15 protein-coding genes are annotated in these 19,182 nt (G+C 50.5%); 6 read left to right on the top strand and 9 right to left on the bottom strand.

The features are described from left to right. Positions 1-15 precede the first annotated feature (15 nt). Entirely contained in the window at positions 16-1,101 is a 1,086-nt protein-coding gene (locus ACE6F3_RS00515; protein ID WP_041342604.1) for an NDP-sugar synthase, read from the bottom strand. A gap of 305 nt (positions 1,102-1,406) precedes the next feature. On the opposite strand from ACE6F3_RS00515, the gene ACE6F3_RS00510 reads away from it, so the two are divergent. The 4 genes from ACE6F3_RS00510 to folE are packed head-to-tail and all read left to right on the top strand — an operon-like array spanning position 1,407 to position 5,652. Continuing rightward, positions 1,407-2,672 (top strand): peptidylprolyl isomerase, encoded by a 1,266-nt coding sequence (locus ACE6F3_RS00510; protein WP_010936897.1) that lies wholly within the window; start codon positions 1,407-1,409, stop codon positions 2,670-2,672. A 20-nt stretch (positions 2,673-2,692) separates the two neighbouring features. Beyond that, entirely contained in the window at positions 2,693-3,994 is a 1,302-nt protein-coding gene (locus ACE6F3_RS00505; RefSeq protein WP_324664433.1) for a homoserine dehydrogenase, read from the top strand. Between the two features lie 8 nt (positions 3,995-4,002). Continuing rightward, a complete protein-coding gene (thrC, locus tag ACE6F3_RS00500) occupies positions 4,003-5,049 on the top strand; it encodes a threonine synthase (protein WP_324664431.1) in 1,047 nt (348 codons plus the stop codon). A 33-nt stretch (positions 5,050-5,082) separates the two neighbouring features. After that, positions 5,083-5,652, top strand: a complete 570-nt coding sequence (gene folE / locus ACE6F3_RS00495) for a GTP cyclohydrolase I FolE (RefSeq protein ID WP_340713320.1) — start codon at positions 5,083-5,085, stop codon at positions 5,650-5,652. Between the two features lie 3 nt (positions 5,653-5,655). On the opposite strand, the gene ACE6F3_RS00490 is transcribed toward folE, so the two are convergent. The 7 genes from ACE6F3_RS00490 to pyrR form a co-directional block, all read right to left on the bottom strand. Then, positions 5,656-6,141: a hypothetical protein gene (locus ACE6F3_RS00490; RefSeq protein WP_392654727.1), complete on the bottom strand. Its 486-nt coding sequence runs from the start codon at positions 6,139-6,141 to the stop codon at positions 5,656-5,658. Positions 6,142-6,318: 177 nt separating this feature from the next. Beyond that, positions 6,319-7,104 (bottom strand): dihydroorotate dehydrogenase electron transfer subunit, encoded by a 786-nt coding sequence (locus tag ACE6F3_RS00485; RefSeq protein ID WP_392654726.1) that lies wholly within the window; start codon positions 7,102-7,104, stop codon positions 6,319-6,321. A gap of 9 nt (positions 7,105-7,113) precedes the next feature. Next, positions 7,114-10,353, bottom strand: a complete 3,240-nt coding sequence (gene carB, locus ACE6F3_RS00480; RefSeq protein ID WP_392655073.1) for a carbamoyl-phosphate synthase large subunit — start codon at positions 10,351-10,353, stop codon at positions 7,114-7,116. Between the two features lie 55 nt (positions 10,354-10,408). Beyond that, positions 10,409-11,503: a glutamine-hydrolyzing carbamoyl-phosphate synthase small subunit gene (gene carA / locus ACE6F3_RS00475; protein ID WP_279115443.1), complete on the bottom strand. Its 1,095-nt coding sequence runs from the start codon at positions 11,501-11,503 to the stop codon at positions 10,409-10,411. Positions 11,504-11,541: 38 nt separating this feature from the next. Continuing rightward, a complete protein-coding gene (locus ACE6F3_RS00470) occupies positions 11,542-12,825 on the bottom strand; it encodes a dihydroorotase (protein ID WP_279115444.1) in 1,284 nt (427 codons plus the stop codon). Between the two features lie 2 nt (positions 12,826-12,827). Beyond that, complete coding sequence (locus ACE6F3_RS00465; protein ID WP_279115445.1) at positions 12,828-13,823, bottom strand: aspartate carbamoyltransferase catalytic subunit; 996 nt, start codon at positions 13,821-13,823, stop codon at positions 12,828-12,830. A gap of 2 nt (positions 13,824-13,825) precedes the next feature. Beyond that, complete coding sequence (gene pyrR, locus ACE6F3_RS00460) at positions 13,826-14,374, bottom strand: bifunctional pyr operon transcriptional regulator/uracil phosphoribosyltransferase PyrR (protein ID WP_010936888.1); 549 nt, start codon at positions 14,372-14,374, stop codon at positions 13,826-13,828. Between the two features lie 266 nt (positions 14,375-14,640). Here pyrR and ACE6F3_RS00455 point away from each other — a divergent pair, with 266 nt between their 5' ends. Both ACE6F3_RS00455 and mutL read left to right on the top strand, forming a co-directional pair. After that, positions 14,641-16,857, top strand: coding sequence for an ATP-dependent helicase (locus ACE6F3_RS00455; protein ID WP_279115446.1), 2,217 nt, complete (start codon positions 14,641-14,643; stop codon positions 16,855-16,857). 92 nt (positions 16,858-16,949) lie between these two features. After that, positions 16,950-18,650 carry a DNA mismatch repair endonuclease MutL gene (gene mutL / locus ACE6F3_RS00450; protein WP_279115447.1) on the top strand — a complete coding sequence of 567 codons (1,701 nt, stop codon included), beginning with the start codon at positions 16,950-16,952 and terminating at the stop codon, positions 18,648-18,650. On the opposite strand, the gene ACE6F3_RS00445 is transcribed toward mutL, so the two are convergent. Then, positions 18,647-19,174: a Holliday junction resolvase-like protein gene (locus ACE6F3_RS00445; RefSeq protein ID WP_279115448.1), complete on the bottom strand. Its 528-nt coding sequence runs from the start codon at positions 19,172-19,174 to the stop codon at positions 18,647-18,649. The two genes, mutL and ACE6F3_RS00445, sit on opposite strands and share 4 nt — an antisense overlap. Positions 19,175-19,182 lie beyond the last annotated feature (8 nt).

Here is a 19,182-nt window from a genome sequence, read left to right as displayed (position 1 = left end):
TCCTCTTGTATCTGATTAGATCATAAGGATACCCGGGCTGATTTTGCTGCCGGGTTCCGGCGCGCAACCGCATTCGGCGGTCACATTGTCTCCCAACACCACATTCTCATATTTGCCGCCTGCCTTCAGGTGGCAATGATTGGCAATGATGGACGAAACAACTTTGCATTCGGCTCCTATGGTCACATTTTGCCAGATAACAGATTCGGTAAGGGTAGCCTCATCTTCAATCCGGCATTCCGCGCCGATAACTACTGGCCCTGCAATACAGGCATTTGCGCCTATAATGCAGTTTTCTCCCACCAGTACCGGCCCGCTGATTCGGGCTGTGGGGTGAAGCTGGCAACCGCGGCCAATGACTATCTCATTACCCCGGCTGAAACCAAAATCTCCGCCCTCGCCGCAGAGTAAATCCCTGTTTAGCTGGGAGTATTTTTCGGGGCTACCAATGTCTATCCAGTACGCACTGGACGGGTAGGCATAAACCGCCTGACATTCATTCAGCAGGCGGGGGAAAAGCTGTCTTTCAAAGCTGTGGTTTTCACCCGCAGGTATGTATTTGAGTACTTCGGGTTCAATGATATACGTACCGGCATTTATCATGTTGGTTGTTATCTGGGCGGGTGAAGGCTTTTCCAGAAAGCGGCTTACTCTGCCGCCGTCTGCCGTTTCCACCAGCCCGTATTTGGTAGGGTCATCTACCGGCGTCAGGGCTATGCTGACCAGCGCTTTTTTATCCCGGTGGGCGCGCAGCATGGCAGACAAATCCAGATGGGTAAATATATCCCCGTTCAAAGTAATGAAAGTGTCATCAAGGTAGCGTTCGGCATTTTTGATAGCCCCGGCTGTGCCTAAAGCCTCGTGTTCAACCGAATATACCAGGTTTACACCCAGGCTTTGTCCATTGCCGAAATACTGCTCAATGGGGGCGGCCAGATGCCCCTGGGTAAGGATAATATCTTTGATGCCGTAGGAAGACAGGTAACGCAAAACATGGCTTAAGAAAGGTACGTTAAGTACCGGAACCATGGATTTGGGCGTGTTTATACTTAGCGGCCGAAGCCTTGTGCCCTGCCCGCCGACCAGAATAATAGCTTTCATAGGTTCTTGTTCTCTTCTGAGCAAATTCTACAAGCTAAGAGGGATAGGGTACAGGAAAATGAATCACAGACGGATAAGTATATATTAGCAATAAGGACTTATCTTAATATATTCGGGGCGGTTAAATCAAGTTTAACCAAAACTGATGCGTTGCGTTATATATTGGTAGAATCTATAATTATGTGACTTTCTTTCCGCAGAGGTTTAAGACATTGGCGGGGAAGGGATTTATGGACAACAAACTACCCTTTTTATAAACGGGGGTTGTTTTAAGTACCAGGATAATATTAGGGGGATAAACAAAATTGGCCAAGAAACCGCAACAACCCGTAAAACGGCATTACAGTAAACATCAGGTAGCAAAATTTGAATCCCAGAAGAAACGCCAGAGGATAATCTTCGCCACCGGGCTTTCGGTGATAGGTATCGTGCTGGTACTGGTGGGAATGGGCGTATACAAGGGCTGGTATGTAGACCAGTATAAACCCATGCATACGGTCGTACTGACGGTGGGTGACACTAAATACAACGTATCTTATTTCGTAGATGCCCTCAAGCATTTTACCGGCGGTGATTCCACTTATGCTTACTACTTTATAGATGCAGTAGCCGAAAGAATCCAGCTGAACCAGCTTATTGTGGAAAAAGCTGCCGAAATGGGTTACACCGTATCCGAAGATGAAATAGATGCCTCCATAGAGGAAAACAGTCTGGATGATGTGCCCGCCGTGAGGGATATTGTCCGGGCAAGCTTGCTGATTAGCACCCTGAAGACTGAGTATTTTGACCCGCAGGTGCCCCAGAATGCCGAACAGCGTGAAGCTCTGGCCATGCTGCTTGAAAGCGAAAGCGCCGCCAGTGAAGTACTGGCAGGTATAACCACTGATGAAGAGTTTGCCGCTAAGGCCGCCGAATTGTCTTTGGAATCTAATACCAAAACTGACGAGGGTACTATAGATTTCAGGCCTGCCAATACTATTTCATCTCTTTATGGCTCAGAGATACTGGAACAGTACATTTTCTCTACCGATAGCTATGACTATACCCTTTTACAGGATGCTGACGTAAGCAAGCAAAGGGCTTACTGGCTGATAGAAGTGCTGGAACGCAACGCTGACTCCGGGCAGATTCATGCATTGGGTATGCTCCTGCCTTCACAGGAGGTAGCACTTGAGGTTAAGGCCAAACTGGAGGCCGGTGAGGACTGGGGGGATTTGGCAGTTGAGTATTCACAGCTGGCCAATGTTGAGGATAACCGGGGGGATATGGACTGGATATCCTCAACAAGCGTACCTGAGAATGTGGCTGATATTATATTTGCCGATGACGCAGAACTGAATACTGTTCTTGACCCTATACAGGATGATACCAATACTACCCGCGGCGGGTGCTGGATAGTCCGGCTGAAGAGTGTTGACGAAAACCGTGAGCTTAGCGAAGATGACCGCACTCTTCTTATAAATGATAAAGTAGATGAGTGGACGACTGACCTTAAGAATGCCAATCTGGATAGATTGACCAATACTTTCAGTGATGACCTTATCACTTTTGCTATAGACCAGCTGGACTAACGGGATAAAGGACAATTTCAATGGAAAAAGAGTATATAGGGGTAGGAGTAATAGGTCTGGGAGTAGTAGCCGGACAGGTGTCCAAAGTGCTCCATGAGAGGGAGGAATTCCTTTCTGCCCAGCTGGGCTTCCCCCTGAAACTGAAAAAGGTAAAGGTTCTCCCTCAGGATATGAACCGCCCCCTGGCAAAGCTTTTGCCCGAAGGGGTGCTGACTACTGATGAAGATGACTTTTTTAATACCCCCGGTCTGGATATTGTGGTTGAGGCTATCGGCGGGGAATACCCCGCTTTCAACCTGCTTTCCCGCGGGCTGAAGATGGGTAAATGCGTGGTTACCTCCAATAAAGAGGTTATTGCCAAGCATGCTCCGGAACTGGTCAAACTGGCCAGGGAAAATAATACCGGACTGCGCTGCGAAGCCAGCGTGGGTGGGGGAATACCGCTTATCTCTCCCTTTCAGTATGATTTAGCCGCCAACCATATAAACGGCATTTATGCCATTATCAACGGGACTACCAACTATATCCTGACCCGTATGTCCAAAGAGGGGCTGGACTTTGAGACTGCCCTGAAACAGGCCCAGTCTCTGGGTTATGCCGAAGCCAACCCGTCTAATGACATAGAAGGCACGGATGCTGTTTATAAACTGGCCATTATGGCTTCCATAAACTTTCAGTGTAAGGTTAAACCGGAAGATATTTACCGTGAAGGTATTTCCCGCCTGACCAGCCGTGATTTCTGCTATGCGGATGAGCTTGGGTTTAACATAAAACTGCTGGCTATCACCAAACCCGGCAACGGCCAGATAGAAGCCAGGGTTCACCCGGTCTTTTTGCCCAAGGATGAATGGCTGGCTAAGGTGGACGGGGTTTTCAATGCCGTATTGGTAGAGGGTGATTTAGTCGGGCCGGTGCTCTTTCAGGGACAGGGGGCTGGTGCTTCGGCCACTTCCAGTGCGGTGGTGGCGGATGTGCTGGCGGCGGCGCAGGATATCCACCTGGGGGTGGGTAACCGGATGCGCTGGAATATGGACAAACCTCTGGGCGTAAAACCCATGAGCGATATTCTCACCCGTTATTACCTGCGGATGACAGTGACCGATTCACCGGGTGTGCTGGCCCTTATTGCCAGAGTACTGGGTGACCATAATATCAGCATTTCGTCGGTAATCCAGAAAGAAACAGACGAAGAAAACCTGACTGCCGAGATAGTTATCATGACCCACCCTGCCAAAGAAGCCTCTGTCCAGCAGGCGCTGGTAGAGCTGGGCGGGCTGGATAAAGTAAAGGATATAAATAATTTTGTTCGGGTAGGTATTTAGGAGAATATATGAAACAGGGTGTCATTGATCATTACCGGAAATATCTGCCGGTTACAGATAAAACCCCCCCGCTTACGCTGGGTGAGGGTGATACGCCTCTGGTGCGCTGCCCAAAGCTGGAAAAGGAACTGGGGATAGCCGAGCTTTATTTTAAGCTGGAAGGCTGCAATCCCACCGGCTCTTTCAAGGACCGGGGCATGGTCATGGCGGTTGCCAAGGCTATTGAAGATGGTTTTAAAGCGGTGGTTTGTGCTTCCACCGGCAATACCAGCGCTTCGGCTACCGCCTATGCGGCTGCCAGCGGGCTTGAGTCCATTATAATTATCCCGTCCGGCAAAATAGCCCTGGGCAAACTGGCTCAGGCAATTGTTTACGGGGCAAAAATCATTCAGATAAAGGGCAACTTTGACCAAGCCCTGCAGATAGTCTTCAAACTGACTGAGAAGCACAAGGTGGCGCTGGTTAACTCGGTTAATCCATACCGTATAGAAGGCCAGAAAACATCTGCTTTTGAGATTGTAGACGCTCTGGGCAAAGCGCCTGACTTTTTATTTATACCGGTGGGCAATGCCGGCAATATTACTGCCTATTGGAAGGGTTTTAAAGAATATCACCAGCTGGGTAAAGCCGCTTCCCTGCCCAAAATGATGGGTTTTCAGGCCGAAGGGGCCGCCCCCATTGTCCGCGGCCATGCTATTGCCGAACCCGAAACACTGGCCACCGCTATCCGCATAGGTAACCCTGCTTCCTGGAAAAAGGCCGAGGAAGCCAGAGACCAGTCAGGCGGGATTATAGACATGGTTTCAGATGCCGAAATAATGGCCGCTTATCACAAAATGGCATCAGCCGGTATTTTCGGTGAGCCGGCTTCGGCCGCACCTTTGGCCGGGCTGATAAAACGTATTAAGGGCGGGCAGGATTTCTCCTCAAGCCAGGTTGTATGTGTGGTTACCGGAAACGGCCTTAAGGACAGCGATATTGCCATAAAAGGGGCGGGCGGTTTTTCCGAAACCGAAGCTAGCCTTGGGGCAGTTGAAAAAGTACTGGGCTGGTAGGTTTCCGGCTTAATAATTCTGGAGAACTGATAAATGTTTGATGAACAGACAATAAAACAGTCGGTGCAAAACATGCTCTTAGCTATTGGCGAAGACCCTGAGCGGGAAGGGCTTAAGGAAACTCCCAGACGGGTCGCCCAGATGTATGCCGAACTGTTTTCAGGTATGAACCAGGACCCGGCCGAAGTTTTGCGGGTAGGTTACGAACTGGGCCACCGTGAGATGGTGATTATAAAAGACATACCCTTTTACTCTATGTGCGAGCATCACCTGCTGCCCTTTTCAGGGGTAGTCCATATAGGATATATACCCAATATTGACGGGCGGGTAGTGGGTATAAGCAAACTGGCCAGAGTAGTGGAAATTTATGCCAAACGCCCCCAGATACAGGAACGCATGGCCACCCAGATTGCAGATGCCATTATAGACGGGCTGAAGTGTGACGGGGTGGCGGTGGTAATAGAGGCTGAACATATGTGCATGGTGATGCGGGGTATCAAAAAGCCCGGCAGCCGGGTGATAACCTCGGCGCTTCGGGGCAGTTTCCATAAGTCACCCGCTGCCAGAGCAGAGTTTCTTTCACTTATCCAGCAAAAGCACTAGGGTTTAAAAATTATTTTTTGCATAATTTATTAATATTATTGCGTATGCAACGTCAGCTTGTGTTTGGATTACGAATTGAGGATATCCGCCCCAAGTGTCACCTCCAGAGGCTGATTGATATATAACTCTATTCAATTTATCCACAGATGTATAGTCGCCCTTGCGTAAGTATATCCGATTGTCATGCGTAGTTGAAACCCAAACTAGTCCTATCCAACGCCCCTTTATTTTTGAGAATGATGCATAAGTGTTCATAGTTTTATTGTGCTGCTTAAGTTTCACGTCAGAACAAGTTTGTAACCAGGCCTCTAGTGATTGCATGTGAATACTTTGTTTTTTGACCATTTGCTTGGTTTGTTTTGTCGAGGGGTACGTAGTTTGAATAGTAGTATTTAATTTCCCGGTACCCCCGCAAATTGGACACTTAACTATTCCTGAGTACTGTCCATCAACCCAGCCTTTCCCCTCGCAGCCATGGCATGTATTCATGAATGCCTCCTTAATTATTTATGATATCCTAATATAACATTAAATAAAAAAATAGTCAATACATGTATATACTAATATATTTAGATATTTACGAATGGATAAAATCGTAGTATTTCGCGGAATTAAAAAGGGGCTTTTAAAAGCCCCTTTTTATTTATCAGGTAATCAGTGACGGTGTTATATTTTTACTTCGTCCCAGTGGATATCCCGTATATCAAATACCGGCCCGTCATGGCAGACAGTTTTCATGCCTTTGATTGTTTTTACGGCACAGCCGTAGCAGATACCCAGACCGCAGGCCATGCGTACTTCCAGGGAAACCTGTACATCTTTGCCTGCCAGCTGGGGTTCTTTTGCCAGAGCCTTAAGCATGGGCATAGGCCCGCAGGCTATTATCTGGTCTGTATCCGGCAGAAACTCCGCCAGATGGTGGGTAATAAGCCCTTTTTTGCCTATAGCCCCGTTTTCAGTGGTGACATGGCAGCTGGCGTCTTCCGGCAGCAAATGGGAAGGGCAGACCTGAAGCTCGGTTCTTGCACCCTGTATCAGGCTAACCCGCTTGCCTTGTTTTAAAGCTTCGTCTGCCAGAAAACGGAGCGGGGCGATACCCAGCCCGCCCCCCAGGAGCAGCAGGTGACGGCTGTCCTCATTTACCCGAAAGCCGTTGCCCAACGGGCCCAGCACCGAAAGGCTGTCTCCTGTTTGAAGTTTGCTGAGCCAGTCTGTGCCTTTTCCAACTACCGCATACATCAGGGCGATAAGCCCGTTTTCCCGGTGGCACTGGTGGATGGAAATAGGCCGCCTGAGCAGGTTTTCACCGCCGCAGGATAGCATAACAAACTGCCCCGGACGGGCAGAAGCCGCTATTTCGGGTGCTTCAAGCCACATCAGGCAGATGCCGGGCATGACCTCTTCATTTTCAATTACACTGGCTGAAAGCTGGTTTAGCTGGGTAGTTGTCACAATACTTTCCTAACTGCCGCTTTTACCCTGGCGGTATTCATTCAGCGGCAAGACCGTTATCTGGCGGTTGCCGTTTGCCAGAGCTTCCACTGCGGCTTTAGCGGTATCCATAGAGGTAAAGCAAGGCACTTTGCGTTCGGCGGCTGCCCGGCGGATATAAAAGCCGTCCCTAAGGGGTACCCGGCCGCCGGTCATGGTATTTATCACCCCGCAGACGGTGCCGTTTCGGATAATATCCACAATATTGGGGTGGCCCTCATCCAGTTTTTTGCTTATCTGTTTAACGGTTATACCGGCGGCGGTCATCATGGCGGCAGTGCCTTCGGTGGCGTAGAAATTATATCCCAGCCCGTGCAGGGTGCGGATAAGGGGCAAAGCTTCAGCCTTGTCACGGTCAGCTACGCTGAAAAGAAGAGTGCCTTTTTCGGGCAGCATTATAGAGGCCGCCTGAAGGGTTTTTACCAGAGCTTTATTGAAGGTGTGGTCTACCCCCATGACTTCGCCGGTGGATTTCATTTCCGGCCCCAGGTAGGTATCTACCCCCACTAGTTTTGCCATAGAGAAAACGGGGGCTTTTATGGCAACCAAATCCGTATGGGGCATAATCCCGTTTTGATAGCCCTGCTCTCTAATAGTTTTGCCCAGCATCACGTTCACCGCTATATCTACCATGGGCACTCCTGTAACCTTTGAAAGGAAGGGTACGGTGCGCGAACCTCTGGGGTTTACTTCCAGTATATAGACTATATTATCTCCCCCCTCGGGGTCTTTGGAGACTACAAACTGGATATTCATCAGCCCGCGTACGTTCAGGGCTTTGCCTATGCGTATGGTATAGTCTGAAATGGTGGCCAGGTCATGGGCATTCAGGTTTTGGGTGGGGTAGACTGCCATGGAGTCCCCGCTGTGGACGCCGGCCCGTTCAATATGCTCCATAACGCCGGGGATAAACACGGTTTCCCCGTCTGCAATGGCGTCAACTTCCACTTCTTTGCCCACCAGATATTTGTCTATCAAAATGGGGTGTCCGGTATTCAGCTCTATGGCGGCGCTCATATAACGTATCAGGTCAGATGCGTCACTGACTATTTCCATCGCCCGTCCCCCCAGTACGTAACTTGGGCGGACTACTACCGGGTAGCCAATGCTTTCAGCTATGCTCAGGGCTTCGTCCAGAGTGGTTATGCCGGCACCCGGCGCCTGGGGTATGCCCATTTCCGAAAGCAGCCGTTCAAAGCGGCGGCGGTCTTCGGCTAAATCTATAGCCTCGGCGGATGAGCCGATAATGGGGTTGCCGCTGCGGGTAAGGGGTGAGGCCAGATTTATAGCTGTCTGCCCGCCGAACTGGACAATGCTGGGGGTGGATTCGGGGGCGGAAATGTTTTCATTTTCCAGTATATCCCGGACACTCTCTTCGTCCAGAGATTCAAAATAAAGGCGGTTTGAGGTATCAAAATCTGTAGACACTGTTTCAGGGTTGGAGTTTATCATAATGCTCTGCAAGCCGGCCTTTTCCAAAGCCCAGGCGGCATGAACCGAGCAGTAGTCAAACTCTATACCCTGACCTATGCGGATAGGACCTGAACCTATGACTACGGCCTTTTTAATATTCTCAGGCAGAGCCTCATTTTCTTCGTCATAAGTGGAGTAGAAGTAAGGGGTGGCGGCATCAAATTCGGCGGCACAGGTGTCTACCATTTTAAACACCGGTTTTATATTCCACTCCAGGCGCATCTGGCGTATCTGTTCGGCCAGTTTGCCTGACAGGGTGGCTATTTCTTCATCTGAGAAACCCAGTTTTTTGGCTTGAAGCATCAGCTCCGGGGTCAGGTTTTCCTTAAGCAGGCGTTTTTCCATATCGGTAATGTTTTTAAGTTTGTATAAAAACCAGTTGTCTATCTTGGTTTTTTCGTGGATAGCTTCGGGTGTATGCCCGCGGCGCAGAGCGGCCAGTATTGCCCATAAGCGGGTATCATGGGCGTGCAGGGGGTAGGTGGAAAGGTCATCTCCCATTATCCAGCTTCGGTCTTCCCAGAGTATGGTTTTCTTGCCGAATTCCAGAGAGCGGATAGATTTGTGGATAGCCGCTTCAAAGCTGCGGTCAATGGCCATTACTTCGCCGGTGGCTTTCATCTGGGTGCCAAGGCCGCGGTCACCAAGTGCAAACTTGTCAAAGGGGAAGCGGGGGATTTTGGCTACTATATAATCTACCGCCGGCTCAAAGCAGGCCAGTGTCTTTCCGGTAACCGCGTTCGGTATTTCGTCCAGCCGTTTGCCAATGGCTATCTTGGATGCCACTCTGGCAATGGGGTAGCCGGTAGCCTTGCTGGCCAGGGCTGATGAACGGGATACTCTGGGATTAACCTCAATTACATAATATTCATTGCCGTTCGGGTTTAGAGAAAGCTGTACGTTACAGCCGCCCTCAATACCCAGCGCCCGTATTATCTTGATGGAAGCGGTGCGCAGCATCTGGGATTCTTTGTTGGTAAGGGTTTGCACCGGGACTACTACAATGCTGTCTCCGGTATGGACTCCCATGGGGTCAAAGTTCTCCATGTTGCATATGGTAATGCAGTTGTCCGCCCCGTCACGCATTACTTCGTATTCAATTTCCTTCCAGCCGGCAACCGATTTTTCTACCAGTATCTGGTGGATGGGTGAGGCATTCAGTCCCGTTTGAGCTACTTCCTCTACCTCCTCCCAGTTGTTGGCAAAACCGCCGCCTGTGCCGCCTAAGGTATACGCCGGGCGTATTACCACCGGCAGGCCTATTTCACGGGCAACTTTGAGTGCGTCTTCAGCGGTGGTTACTGTCTCCGAAGGGGGAACAGGTTCGCCTATTTCAGCCAGCAGTTCTTTAAAAAGTTCGCGGTCTTCGGCGGTGCGGATGGTATTTATGGGTGTGCCCAGGGAACGGACATTGTACTTGGCAAGCACGCCCGCATCTGCCAGGTCTACCGCCAGGTTGAGCCCGGTCTGCCCGCCCAAAGTAGGCAGCAAACCGTCAGGCCGTTCTTTTTCAATGATTTTGGTTATAGATTCAACGGTCAAGGGTTCAATATATACCCTGTCCGCAACATTTTCGTCAGTCATAATAGTAGCCGGGTTGGAGTTTACCAGTATGGATTCCACTCCTTCTTCGCGCATGGCTTTGCAGGCCTGGGTACCGGCGTAATCAAATTCGGCAGCCTGGCCGATGATAATCGGGCCGGAGCCGATAATAAGAACTTTTTGGGGTTTATTCATCACTTCGCATATTCCTTTTTGCTTTCTCAACTAATCCATCTCTGAGTGGTGTCAGCTACTTTTTGGCTTGTTTTATCATTTCCACAAACTGTTTGAGCAGGTAGGTGGAATCCATCGGACCGGGTGAAGCTTCGGAGTGGTACTGTATGGAGAACACCGGCAGTTCGCGGTGGCGAAGCCCTTCCACCGTGCCGTCATTCAGGTTTATGTGGCTGACCTCCAGCCCTTCTTTCAGGGTGGCGGGGTCAAGGGAGTAGCCGTGGTTTTGCGAGGTTATATATACCCGCCCGCTGGCAAGGTCTTTAACCGGGTGGTTTCCGCCCCGGTGGCCGAACTTCAGCTTGAATGTTTTAGCCCCGAAGGCTTTGCCTATCAGCTGGTTTCCCAGACAGATGCCCATGACCGGGTATTTTTCACAGGCGTATCTGACTGTATTTACCAGATAGTCCAGCAGTTCCGGGTTGCCGGGGCCGGGTGAAAGAAGCACCCCGTCTGGATTAAGGGCATCTATGTCTTGCGGGCTGGCAGTGCAGGGCAAAACGCTTACTTTGCAGCCGTGGGATTTCAGCTGGTTAAGTATAGAGTACTTAAGCCCGCAGTCCAGTACCGCTATATGAAACCCGGCAAAAGAGGGTTTTTCCTTTTGCCATTCGTAGGCTGCGGGTGTGCTTATCTTGCGTACAAAGTCAATCTGCCCGTAGTCTGGTGCGCTGAGGATAGTTTTAAGGGCTTCTTCAGGGGTTTTGGTAGTGGTTATCATGCCCCTCATTACCCCGGCAGAGCGCAGCTTACGGGTAATGGCGCGGGTATCTATGCCGCTTATGCCGGGTATGCCGGATTCTTCCAGAAAGGAGTGAATGGTTTGGTTATTCTGGTAGTGGTTTGGCAGCAGGCATTCCTCGTGTACCCCAAAGGCTGTTGCCCTGATGCAGGCGGATTCGTTATCAAAGGGGTTTACCCCGTAATTGCCGATAAGAGGGTAAGTGGGGATAATAATCTGGCCGGTATACGAAGGGTCAGTCAGCATTTCCTGATATCCGTTCATGCTGGTATTAAAGACCACTTCGCCTATGGCTTCGGTTTCCGCCCCGAAGCTTTTGCCGCTGAATACTGTTCCGTCCTCCAGTACCAGGTATGCTGTATTTGTCATTTAATCTATCCTTCTCACTTTCTAAACTGGCAAGTCTGTTATTCCCGGTATGCTATCCGGCCGCAGGCAATGGTGGCTTTTACCCTGCCTTTCAGCCTGCGTCCCTCAAGGGGAGTATTTTTGCCCTTGGAGAAGAATCTGGCGGTATTCACCGTCCATTCTTCGTCAGGGTCAAATATAACCACATCTGCACTGGAGCCTGGTTTCAAATTGCCGATATTTTTGTATTTTTCGCCCAGTACCTGCCGGGGGCCCAGAGTCAGCTTTTCTATAAGCAGGTTTAGGCTGATAGAGCCTGAGTGTACCAGCCCCATCAGGCTGGCAAATGCGGTTTCCAGCCCCGAAATGCCGTTTGCGGCCAGACCGAATTCACACAGTTTGTCATTGGCGGTGTGGGGGGCATGGTCTGTGGCAATGGCATCTATAGTGCCGTCTTTCAGCCCTGTTATTAATGCCTCAATATCACTCTGGGTGCGAAGCGGCGGGTTAACTTTAGCACTGGTGTTGTAGCCGCTTACTTCAGCTTCGGTCAGGGTCAGGTGGTGGGGGGTAACCTCTGCGCTTACCTGTATGCCTGCGGCTTTGGCTCTGCGTACCAGTTCCACCGAACCGGCCGTGCTGATATGGCAAAGGTGCAGCCGCCCGCCGCTTTCTTTGGCCAGGGCAATATCCCGGCTCAGGGCAATTTCTTCAGCGGCATCAGGTATGCCCTTTAATCCCAAACGGCAGGCTAAAAGCCCTTCGTTCATTACCCCGCCTTCCGCCAGACACGGCTCTTCGCAGTGCTCCATAACGGGCAGGCCAAAAGTGCGGCTGTAAAGCAGGGCATGGAGGAGCATGGAGCTGTTTGACACGTAGTCACCGTCATCTGAAAAACCGGCCACTCCTGCTTCGGCCAGCTCTCCCATGGGGGAAAGTTCCTGTCCTTTGCGCCCCTTGGTTATGGCGGCTATGGGCAGCACCCGTATGGGCGAAACTTTGGCGGCGGTGTTTTTAACAAAGTCTATCACCGGCAGATTATCCGCTGCGGGATTGGTATTGGGCATGGGGCAGATAGTGGTGAACCCTCCGGCTGCGGCGGCCTTGCAGCCGCTTTCAATAGTCTCTTTGCCTTCAAAACCCGGCTCACGCAGGTGTACGTGCAGGTCTATAAAACCGGGGCAAACCACTTTGCCTGCGGCATCTATAACTTCATCGGCTTTATCTGAAGGTATATTACTGTTTATTCCGGCAACCAGCCCGTTTTCAAGCAGCAGGTCTGCCACTTGGTCTGTGCCTTCGGCAGGGTCTATGATGCGCCCGTTTTTAATCAGTATTTTCATATCTATATTTCCTTGCTTCCGCTGCACAGGTAAAAGAGGGCCATGCGTATGGCTACCCCGTTTTTTACCTGTTCGTTTATGACAGACTGCTCTCCGTGTACCACAGATTGCGAAAGTTCTATATCTTCATTTACCGGGCCGGGGTGCATCACCAGCGCATTCGGTTTGGCCAGTTTGAGTATTTCTGCATTCAGCTGAAAGTACTGGGCGTATTCCCGTATTCCCGGCAGAAGCCCGCTTTGCTGGCGTTCACGCTGCAGGCGCAGCCCCATTACCACGTCAGCCCCGCTGACTGCCTGTTTTATATCTGTTTTTACCGTTACTTCGGGGAATATTTGGCTGTCGGTATTTAAGCCCTCCGGCAACAGGGTATAGGGGGCGCAAAGGGTGATTTCAGCCCCCATTTTGCTTAGCCCCCAGATATTGGAGTGGGCTACCCGGCTGTGTTTTATATCCCCAATCAGGGTTATTTTCAGCCCTTCCAGGGCCGGTTTGTGCCTTAGTATGGTAAATATATCCAGCAGTGCCTGGCTGGGGTGGGCATGCCAGCCGTCACCGGCGTTTATAATGTTTGCTCGGCAGTGGTTTGCCGCCAGATAAGGCGCTCCTGACAGGGGGTGGCGCATAACTACCATATCCGCCCCCAGTGCTTCCAGCGTATCCAGCGTATCCAGTAGGCTTTCCCCCTTGGAAACGCTGCTCTGGGAGACATTCAGGTTTAATACATCAGCAGATAAACTTTTGGCCGCCAGCTCAAATGATGAACGGGTGCGGGTGGAGGGTTCGTAAAAGAGGGTGGCTATAGTCTTGCCTTTCAGGGCCGGCACTTTCTTTACCGGGCGGGATAAAATATCCAGCATGACGCTGGCTGTTTGCATAACCATGTCCAGTTCTTCGCGGCTGAAGTTATCTAAATCCAGCACATGGCGGTGTTTCCAGCCCTGTACCTCGGAAAGCAGGGTTTCAGTTTCTGCGGGGGTTTTGGGGGTGTTCGTCATGTTTATACCTCACCTGCTTCATTATCCAGTATAAGTATTTCGTCCCGTCCGTCTGTTTCGGTCAGGCGCACTTTTATCTTCTCGTCACGTGAGCTGGGTATATTCTTGCCTATATAATCCGCCCGTACCGGCAGTTCGCGGTGGCCTCTGTCTACCAGCACTGCCAGCTGGATAGCTTTGGGGCGTCCATAATCTATCAGGGCATCCATAGCCGCCCGGGTGGAACGCCCGGTAAAGAGGACGTCATCTACCAGCACCACTATTTTGTTGTTTATGCTGAAAGGGATATCGGTATTTTTGATGGTGGGGTGGAAACGCTGGGAATCAAGGTCATCACGGTAGAGTGAAAAGTCCAGTGTCCCCACCGGTATTTCCAGCCCTTCAAAGCGGAGGATATTTTCGGCCAGGCGGTTTGCCAGAGGTACGCCCCGGGTATACATGCCGATAATAACAAGGTCACGGCTGGAATGGTTTCTTTCCAGTATTTCATGGGCAATACGGGCCAGAGTGCGGCGGATATCTTCGGCGCCCAGTATTACTTTTTGTGCCATAAAAAAACCTCTTACCAACATTTGCCGGCAAGAGGTCAAAAGACACTTCTTTGTCTAAAATCCCTTACCGGCCTCTCAGGACCAGCTTAAAGGTAACCCTGTATTTAATTTACCGTTAGTATTATAACACCCCCGGTCAAGACGGGCAAATTTATTTTCAGCTTATAAAAACATTTAAACAGCAAAAATAGTTTATCTTCAGGTTTATGCCAGACTGCGGGCGAAATGACCTTGGGGTGATAATAATGCTATAATACCCCTGTTTCATGCAAGACATACTTACAGGGCTGAACCCCGCTCAAAAACAGGCCGTTGAAGCCGTGGAAGGGCCGGTGCTTATACTGGCCGGTCCGGGCAGCGGTAAAACCAGGGTTATTACCCACCGGATTGCCTACCTGATTAAAGTAGTAGGTATAAACCCCCATCGCATTATGGCTGTTACCTTTACCAATAAGGCCGCCCGCGAAATGGAGACCCGCTTAAACCTGCTGGCTCCCTCAGCGGCGGGACGCCTGACTATGGGCACTTTTCACGCTATCTGCGCCCGCATACTCAGGCAGGACGGTCTGCCTTTAGGTGTGCCGGCTGACTTCGTAATATACGATGATGATGACCAGCAAAGCCTTATCAAGCAGGCTATGGCCGAGCTGGAGCTGGACCCCAAGCGTTATCCTCCCGCTTCCATCAGAAATGCCATCAGCCAGGCCAAAAGCCAGCTGGTGCTTCCGGCGTATTACTTTGAAAAAGGCCGGAGCTATTTTGAAGAGGTGGTAGGCAGGGTTTACGAACTCTACGAAAAACGCCTTAAGCAGAATAAGGCACTGGATTTTGATGACCTACTGCTGAAGGTTGTTCAGCTGTTTAAACAGCACCCTGAGGTGCTCTCCAGATATCAGGAACGTTATCTGCATGTAATGGTAGATGAGTTTCAGGATACCAATCTGGTTCAGTATGAGCTGGTAAAGATGCTGTCTGCCAAGTATAAAAATATCTGTGTGGTGGGTGACCCTGACCAGTCCATTTATTCATGGCGTTCGGCAGACCTGAGAAATGTCTTTAACTTTGAGACAGACAATCCGGGTGCCAAAGTGATTTTGCTGGAGCAGAATTACCGCTCCACCAAAAATATTCTGGAAGCGGCTTCGTGTGTAATTGCCCCGAACAGCGGGCGTAAACCTATCAGTTTGTGGACTGAAAACGAATCCGGCCAGCCTATAGCGGTTGTTGAAACCTTTAACGAGCAGGAAGAAGCCCAGTTTGTGGTTTCTGAAATTGAAAAACTGACCCGGTATGAAAAGTTCAGCCCCGGTGATATAGCCATTCTTTACCGCACTAATGCCCAGTCACGGGCTCTGGAAGAGGCATTTATCCGTTACGGTATGCCTTACCGTCTGGTTTCCGGCACCCGCTTTTACCAGCGGCGTGAGGTTAAAGATATTGTGGCTTATCTGCGTTTGCTGCAAAACCCTCAGGATAGCGTCAGCCTCCAGAGGGTTATAAACATACCCACCCGCGGAATAGGGGCTAAAACCCTTTCTGATTTGGGCCAGTTTGCCAGAGAGCAGGATATCAGCCTGTATGAATCACTTGTAAATTTATCAGATGAAAATGCCCCCAAACCGCCCATACCCAGCCGGGGTTTAAAACCCCTGACTGACTTCGGTATTTTACTGAAGTCACTTATAGCGGATGCTCAAAATCTGCCCCTTTTAAACCTGCTGGACAGGCTGCTTGAGGGTATAAATTACCGCGAATTCCTGTTTGCCTCCGAAGACGGGGAGGAGCGCTGGGATAATATACTTGAACTGCGGACAGTTGCCCAGCAGTATCAGGAAATTGCCCCGCCCGAAGGGCTTTCGGCTTTTCTGGAAAGCGTGGCATTGGTATCAGATTTAGACAGCCTTGAAGAAGGTGTTTCGGCTGTTACCCTTATCACCCTGCATCAGGCCAAAGGGCTGGAGTATCCGGTGGTTTTCATGGTGGGTATGGAAGAGGGTGTCCTGCCGCACAGCCGTTCGTTTGATGACCCCGCCCAGATGCAGGAAGAACGCCGCCTGTGTTATGTGGGTGTAACCCGTGCCCGCAAGCGGCTTTACCTGGTGCGGGCTTTCCGCCGCTCCCTTATGGGGCAGAGCAATGTAAACGAACCCTCACGTTATCTTAAGGATATACCCCAGAGTATCACCAAAGGCCGTGAAAAACAGCCCTTGTCCGGGCAGTATACTGCCGCTTCGGCAGCTTCACCCGTTATCAAACAGCATCTGCAAAGTGCGGGCATGCCCATTAAGTCAGCCACTCCTCCCGCCCCCAAACTGCTGGAACTTGAAGCAGGAGACAAGGTGCTGCACCCCCAGTTTGGCGAAGGGATTGTAACCAGTATCAACCGGGTGAAAAATGATGCCGAGGTTATGATATCTTTTCATTCGGTAGGCATGAAACGCCTGATGCTCAGCTTTGCCCGCCTGACCAAACTGGAAAACTAGGCAGTTTCTGCCGCCTGTTTCACCTTCACCTATTTACCAAACCCCGCTTAGAGTTTAGAATTAAATATATTTTCTAAGAAAGAAAGTATTTTATGCCTATAAAACTGCTGGACAAGGCAACTATTGCCCGCATAGCCGCCGGGGAGGTCATTGAAGGGCCGTCTTCAGTGGTCAAAGAGCTGCTGGAAAACTCTCTTGATGCCGGAGCTAAACGGGTGGATGTTGTTATCCGCGAAGGCGGCATTGGCTATATAGAAGTAAGTGATGATGGGTGCGGCATAGTTTTTTCGGAAGTTTTGCTGGCCTTTGAACGCCATGCCACCAGCAAGCTTTCCAGCTTTGAAGATATTTATGCCATCTCCAGTCTGGGTTTCAGGGGTGAAGCCCTGCCCAGTATTGCGGCGGTGGCGGATTTGGAAATGCTGACGGCTGCCCGAACTGAAGAAAGCGGCACTTATTTGTCTTTGTCCGGCGGCGAAATGGTTAAGCATACCCGTATGGCACGTTCACCCGGTACTACTATAAAGCTCGCCCGCCTTTTCAGCCGGGTGCCTGCCCGCCTGAAATTCCTTAAAACTCCCCAGCATGAAGCCTCCAAAGTGTCGGAAGTGGTGCTTAGTTACGCTTTGGCTTACCCTGAGGTCAAGTTTACTCTGAGCATTGACGGGCGGAATACCTTAAATACCCCCGGCAACGGCAAACTGCGTGATGCCGTGCTGGAAATATACGGAAACGACGTTGCAAGTAAAATGCTGGATTTGGAAACAGACTCTTACCGTTCATCTGCCATAAATATCAGCGGTCTGGTAAGCCCGCCTGAAATCAGCCGTTCCAACCGTAATTCCCTCCATTTCTTTGTTAACCGCCGCCTTATTCAGAGCAGGGCTTTGCAAAAAGCGGCAGAACAGGCCTACAGCGGCTTGCTTATGGTGGGGCGTTACCCTCTGGGGGTTATAAATATATGGCTGGATGGGGCGCTGGTAGATGTAAATATTCACCCTACCAAGGCCGAAGTTAAATTTTCAGATGAAAGTGCTATCTTTACCGCTGTCCAGCGGGCAGTCCGTTCGGCACTGGTGGAGAAGCCACCCATCCTTCATATAGCCGAAGAAGCGCCTGTTTACCGGCAGGAATCTGCCAGGCAAGAGCCAATCTGGGGTGAGACCCCAAAACCCGCCGGTACTGCCCAGCAGTATTTTTCGCCTGTTATCCAGAGTGCTAAAACATCGGTTTTGCCGCTGCTGCGGCTGGTGGGGCAGATAGGCGGCCTTTACCTGCTGGCCGAAGGGCCGGATGGGCTTTACATAATAGACCAGCACGCTGCCCATGAGCGTATCCGTTACGAAGAAATTGCCTCACAACCCCCCTCTGAAAATGCGCGCCAGAGCCTTCTTGCTCCGTTTATACTGGAGCTAAACCCGGTGCAGGAAGCCATGATTGAAAAATGCAAATCAGAGCTGGATTTAATGGGGTTTGAAATAGAAGAATTCGGCCGCAGAGTCTACCGTGTGCAATCAATCCCAGCCGGTTTTACCGCACCCCAGGCCAAAGCCCTTCTTTCAGAGCTTGTTGATAACCCCAAAGATGCCCCGGCAGAGATAAAGGAACGTTTACAGCGGCTGATGGCTTGCCATACCGCAGTTCGGGCAGGACAGGTGCTTAACGAGGCGGAGATGCGTGAACTGCTGCTGAAACTGGAGAAAACCGCTGTACCCGGCCACTGCCCTCACGGGCGTCCCACGATTGTAAAAATAGACTTTTGCCAGCTTGAAAAAGACTTCAAGCGTACTTAGTCGGTATCTGTCAGCGGCTCTTGGGGGCAGTCTTCCTCAGGGGTATTCCGTTCAAGTATTTCCTGCAGGGGTCTTTCCAGCAACACCCCCGGTTGGATAAGCTCCCAGCGTACCATGCCGTCTTCTATAAGCTGGCGGATTTTCTTTTCGGAATCTGTCAGCTGGCAGTGCTTGCCGGTTTTGACTTCCACAATAACTATCTCACGGGGATTGCCCTGTGCCAGTCCCGGAAAGACTATAAGGTCTATGGGGCTGCCCAGAAAACGGGCTTCGGTGGGGTCATATTTGAATTCGGGCAGGTAAGGGGTTAACTGTTCGGCAAAGCGGCCTCCCAGAGTGGCACGGCTTTGGGCAACAGACTGTTTTTGTACCCGCTCCATATCTTTCTGCCAGAGGATTACCGCCGCATCCTGCCAGCGCTTAAACCGTTTTTCAAAAGACCAGCGCATATAATAATAAACCGCAAAAATGGAAAGTATGGCGGTAATAACTACAATAAGGGCTATGATTAGGGGAGTATCCATACTTTTTA

It is taken from the genome of Dehalococcoides sp. THU4, from assembly GCF_043231265.1.
Classification (GTDB): Bacteria; Chloroflexota; Dehalococcoidia; order Dehalococcoidales; family Dehalococcoidaceae; genus Dehalococcoides; species Dehalococcoides mccartyi.
Note: the sequence above shows the minus strand (reverse complement) of the source record. Positions and strands in the feature narration are given on the sequence as shown.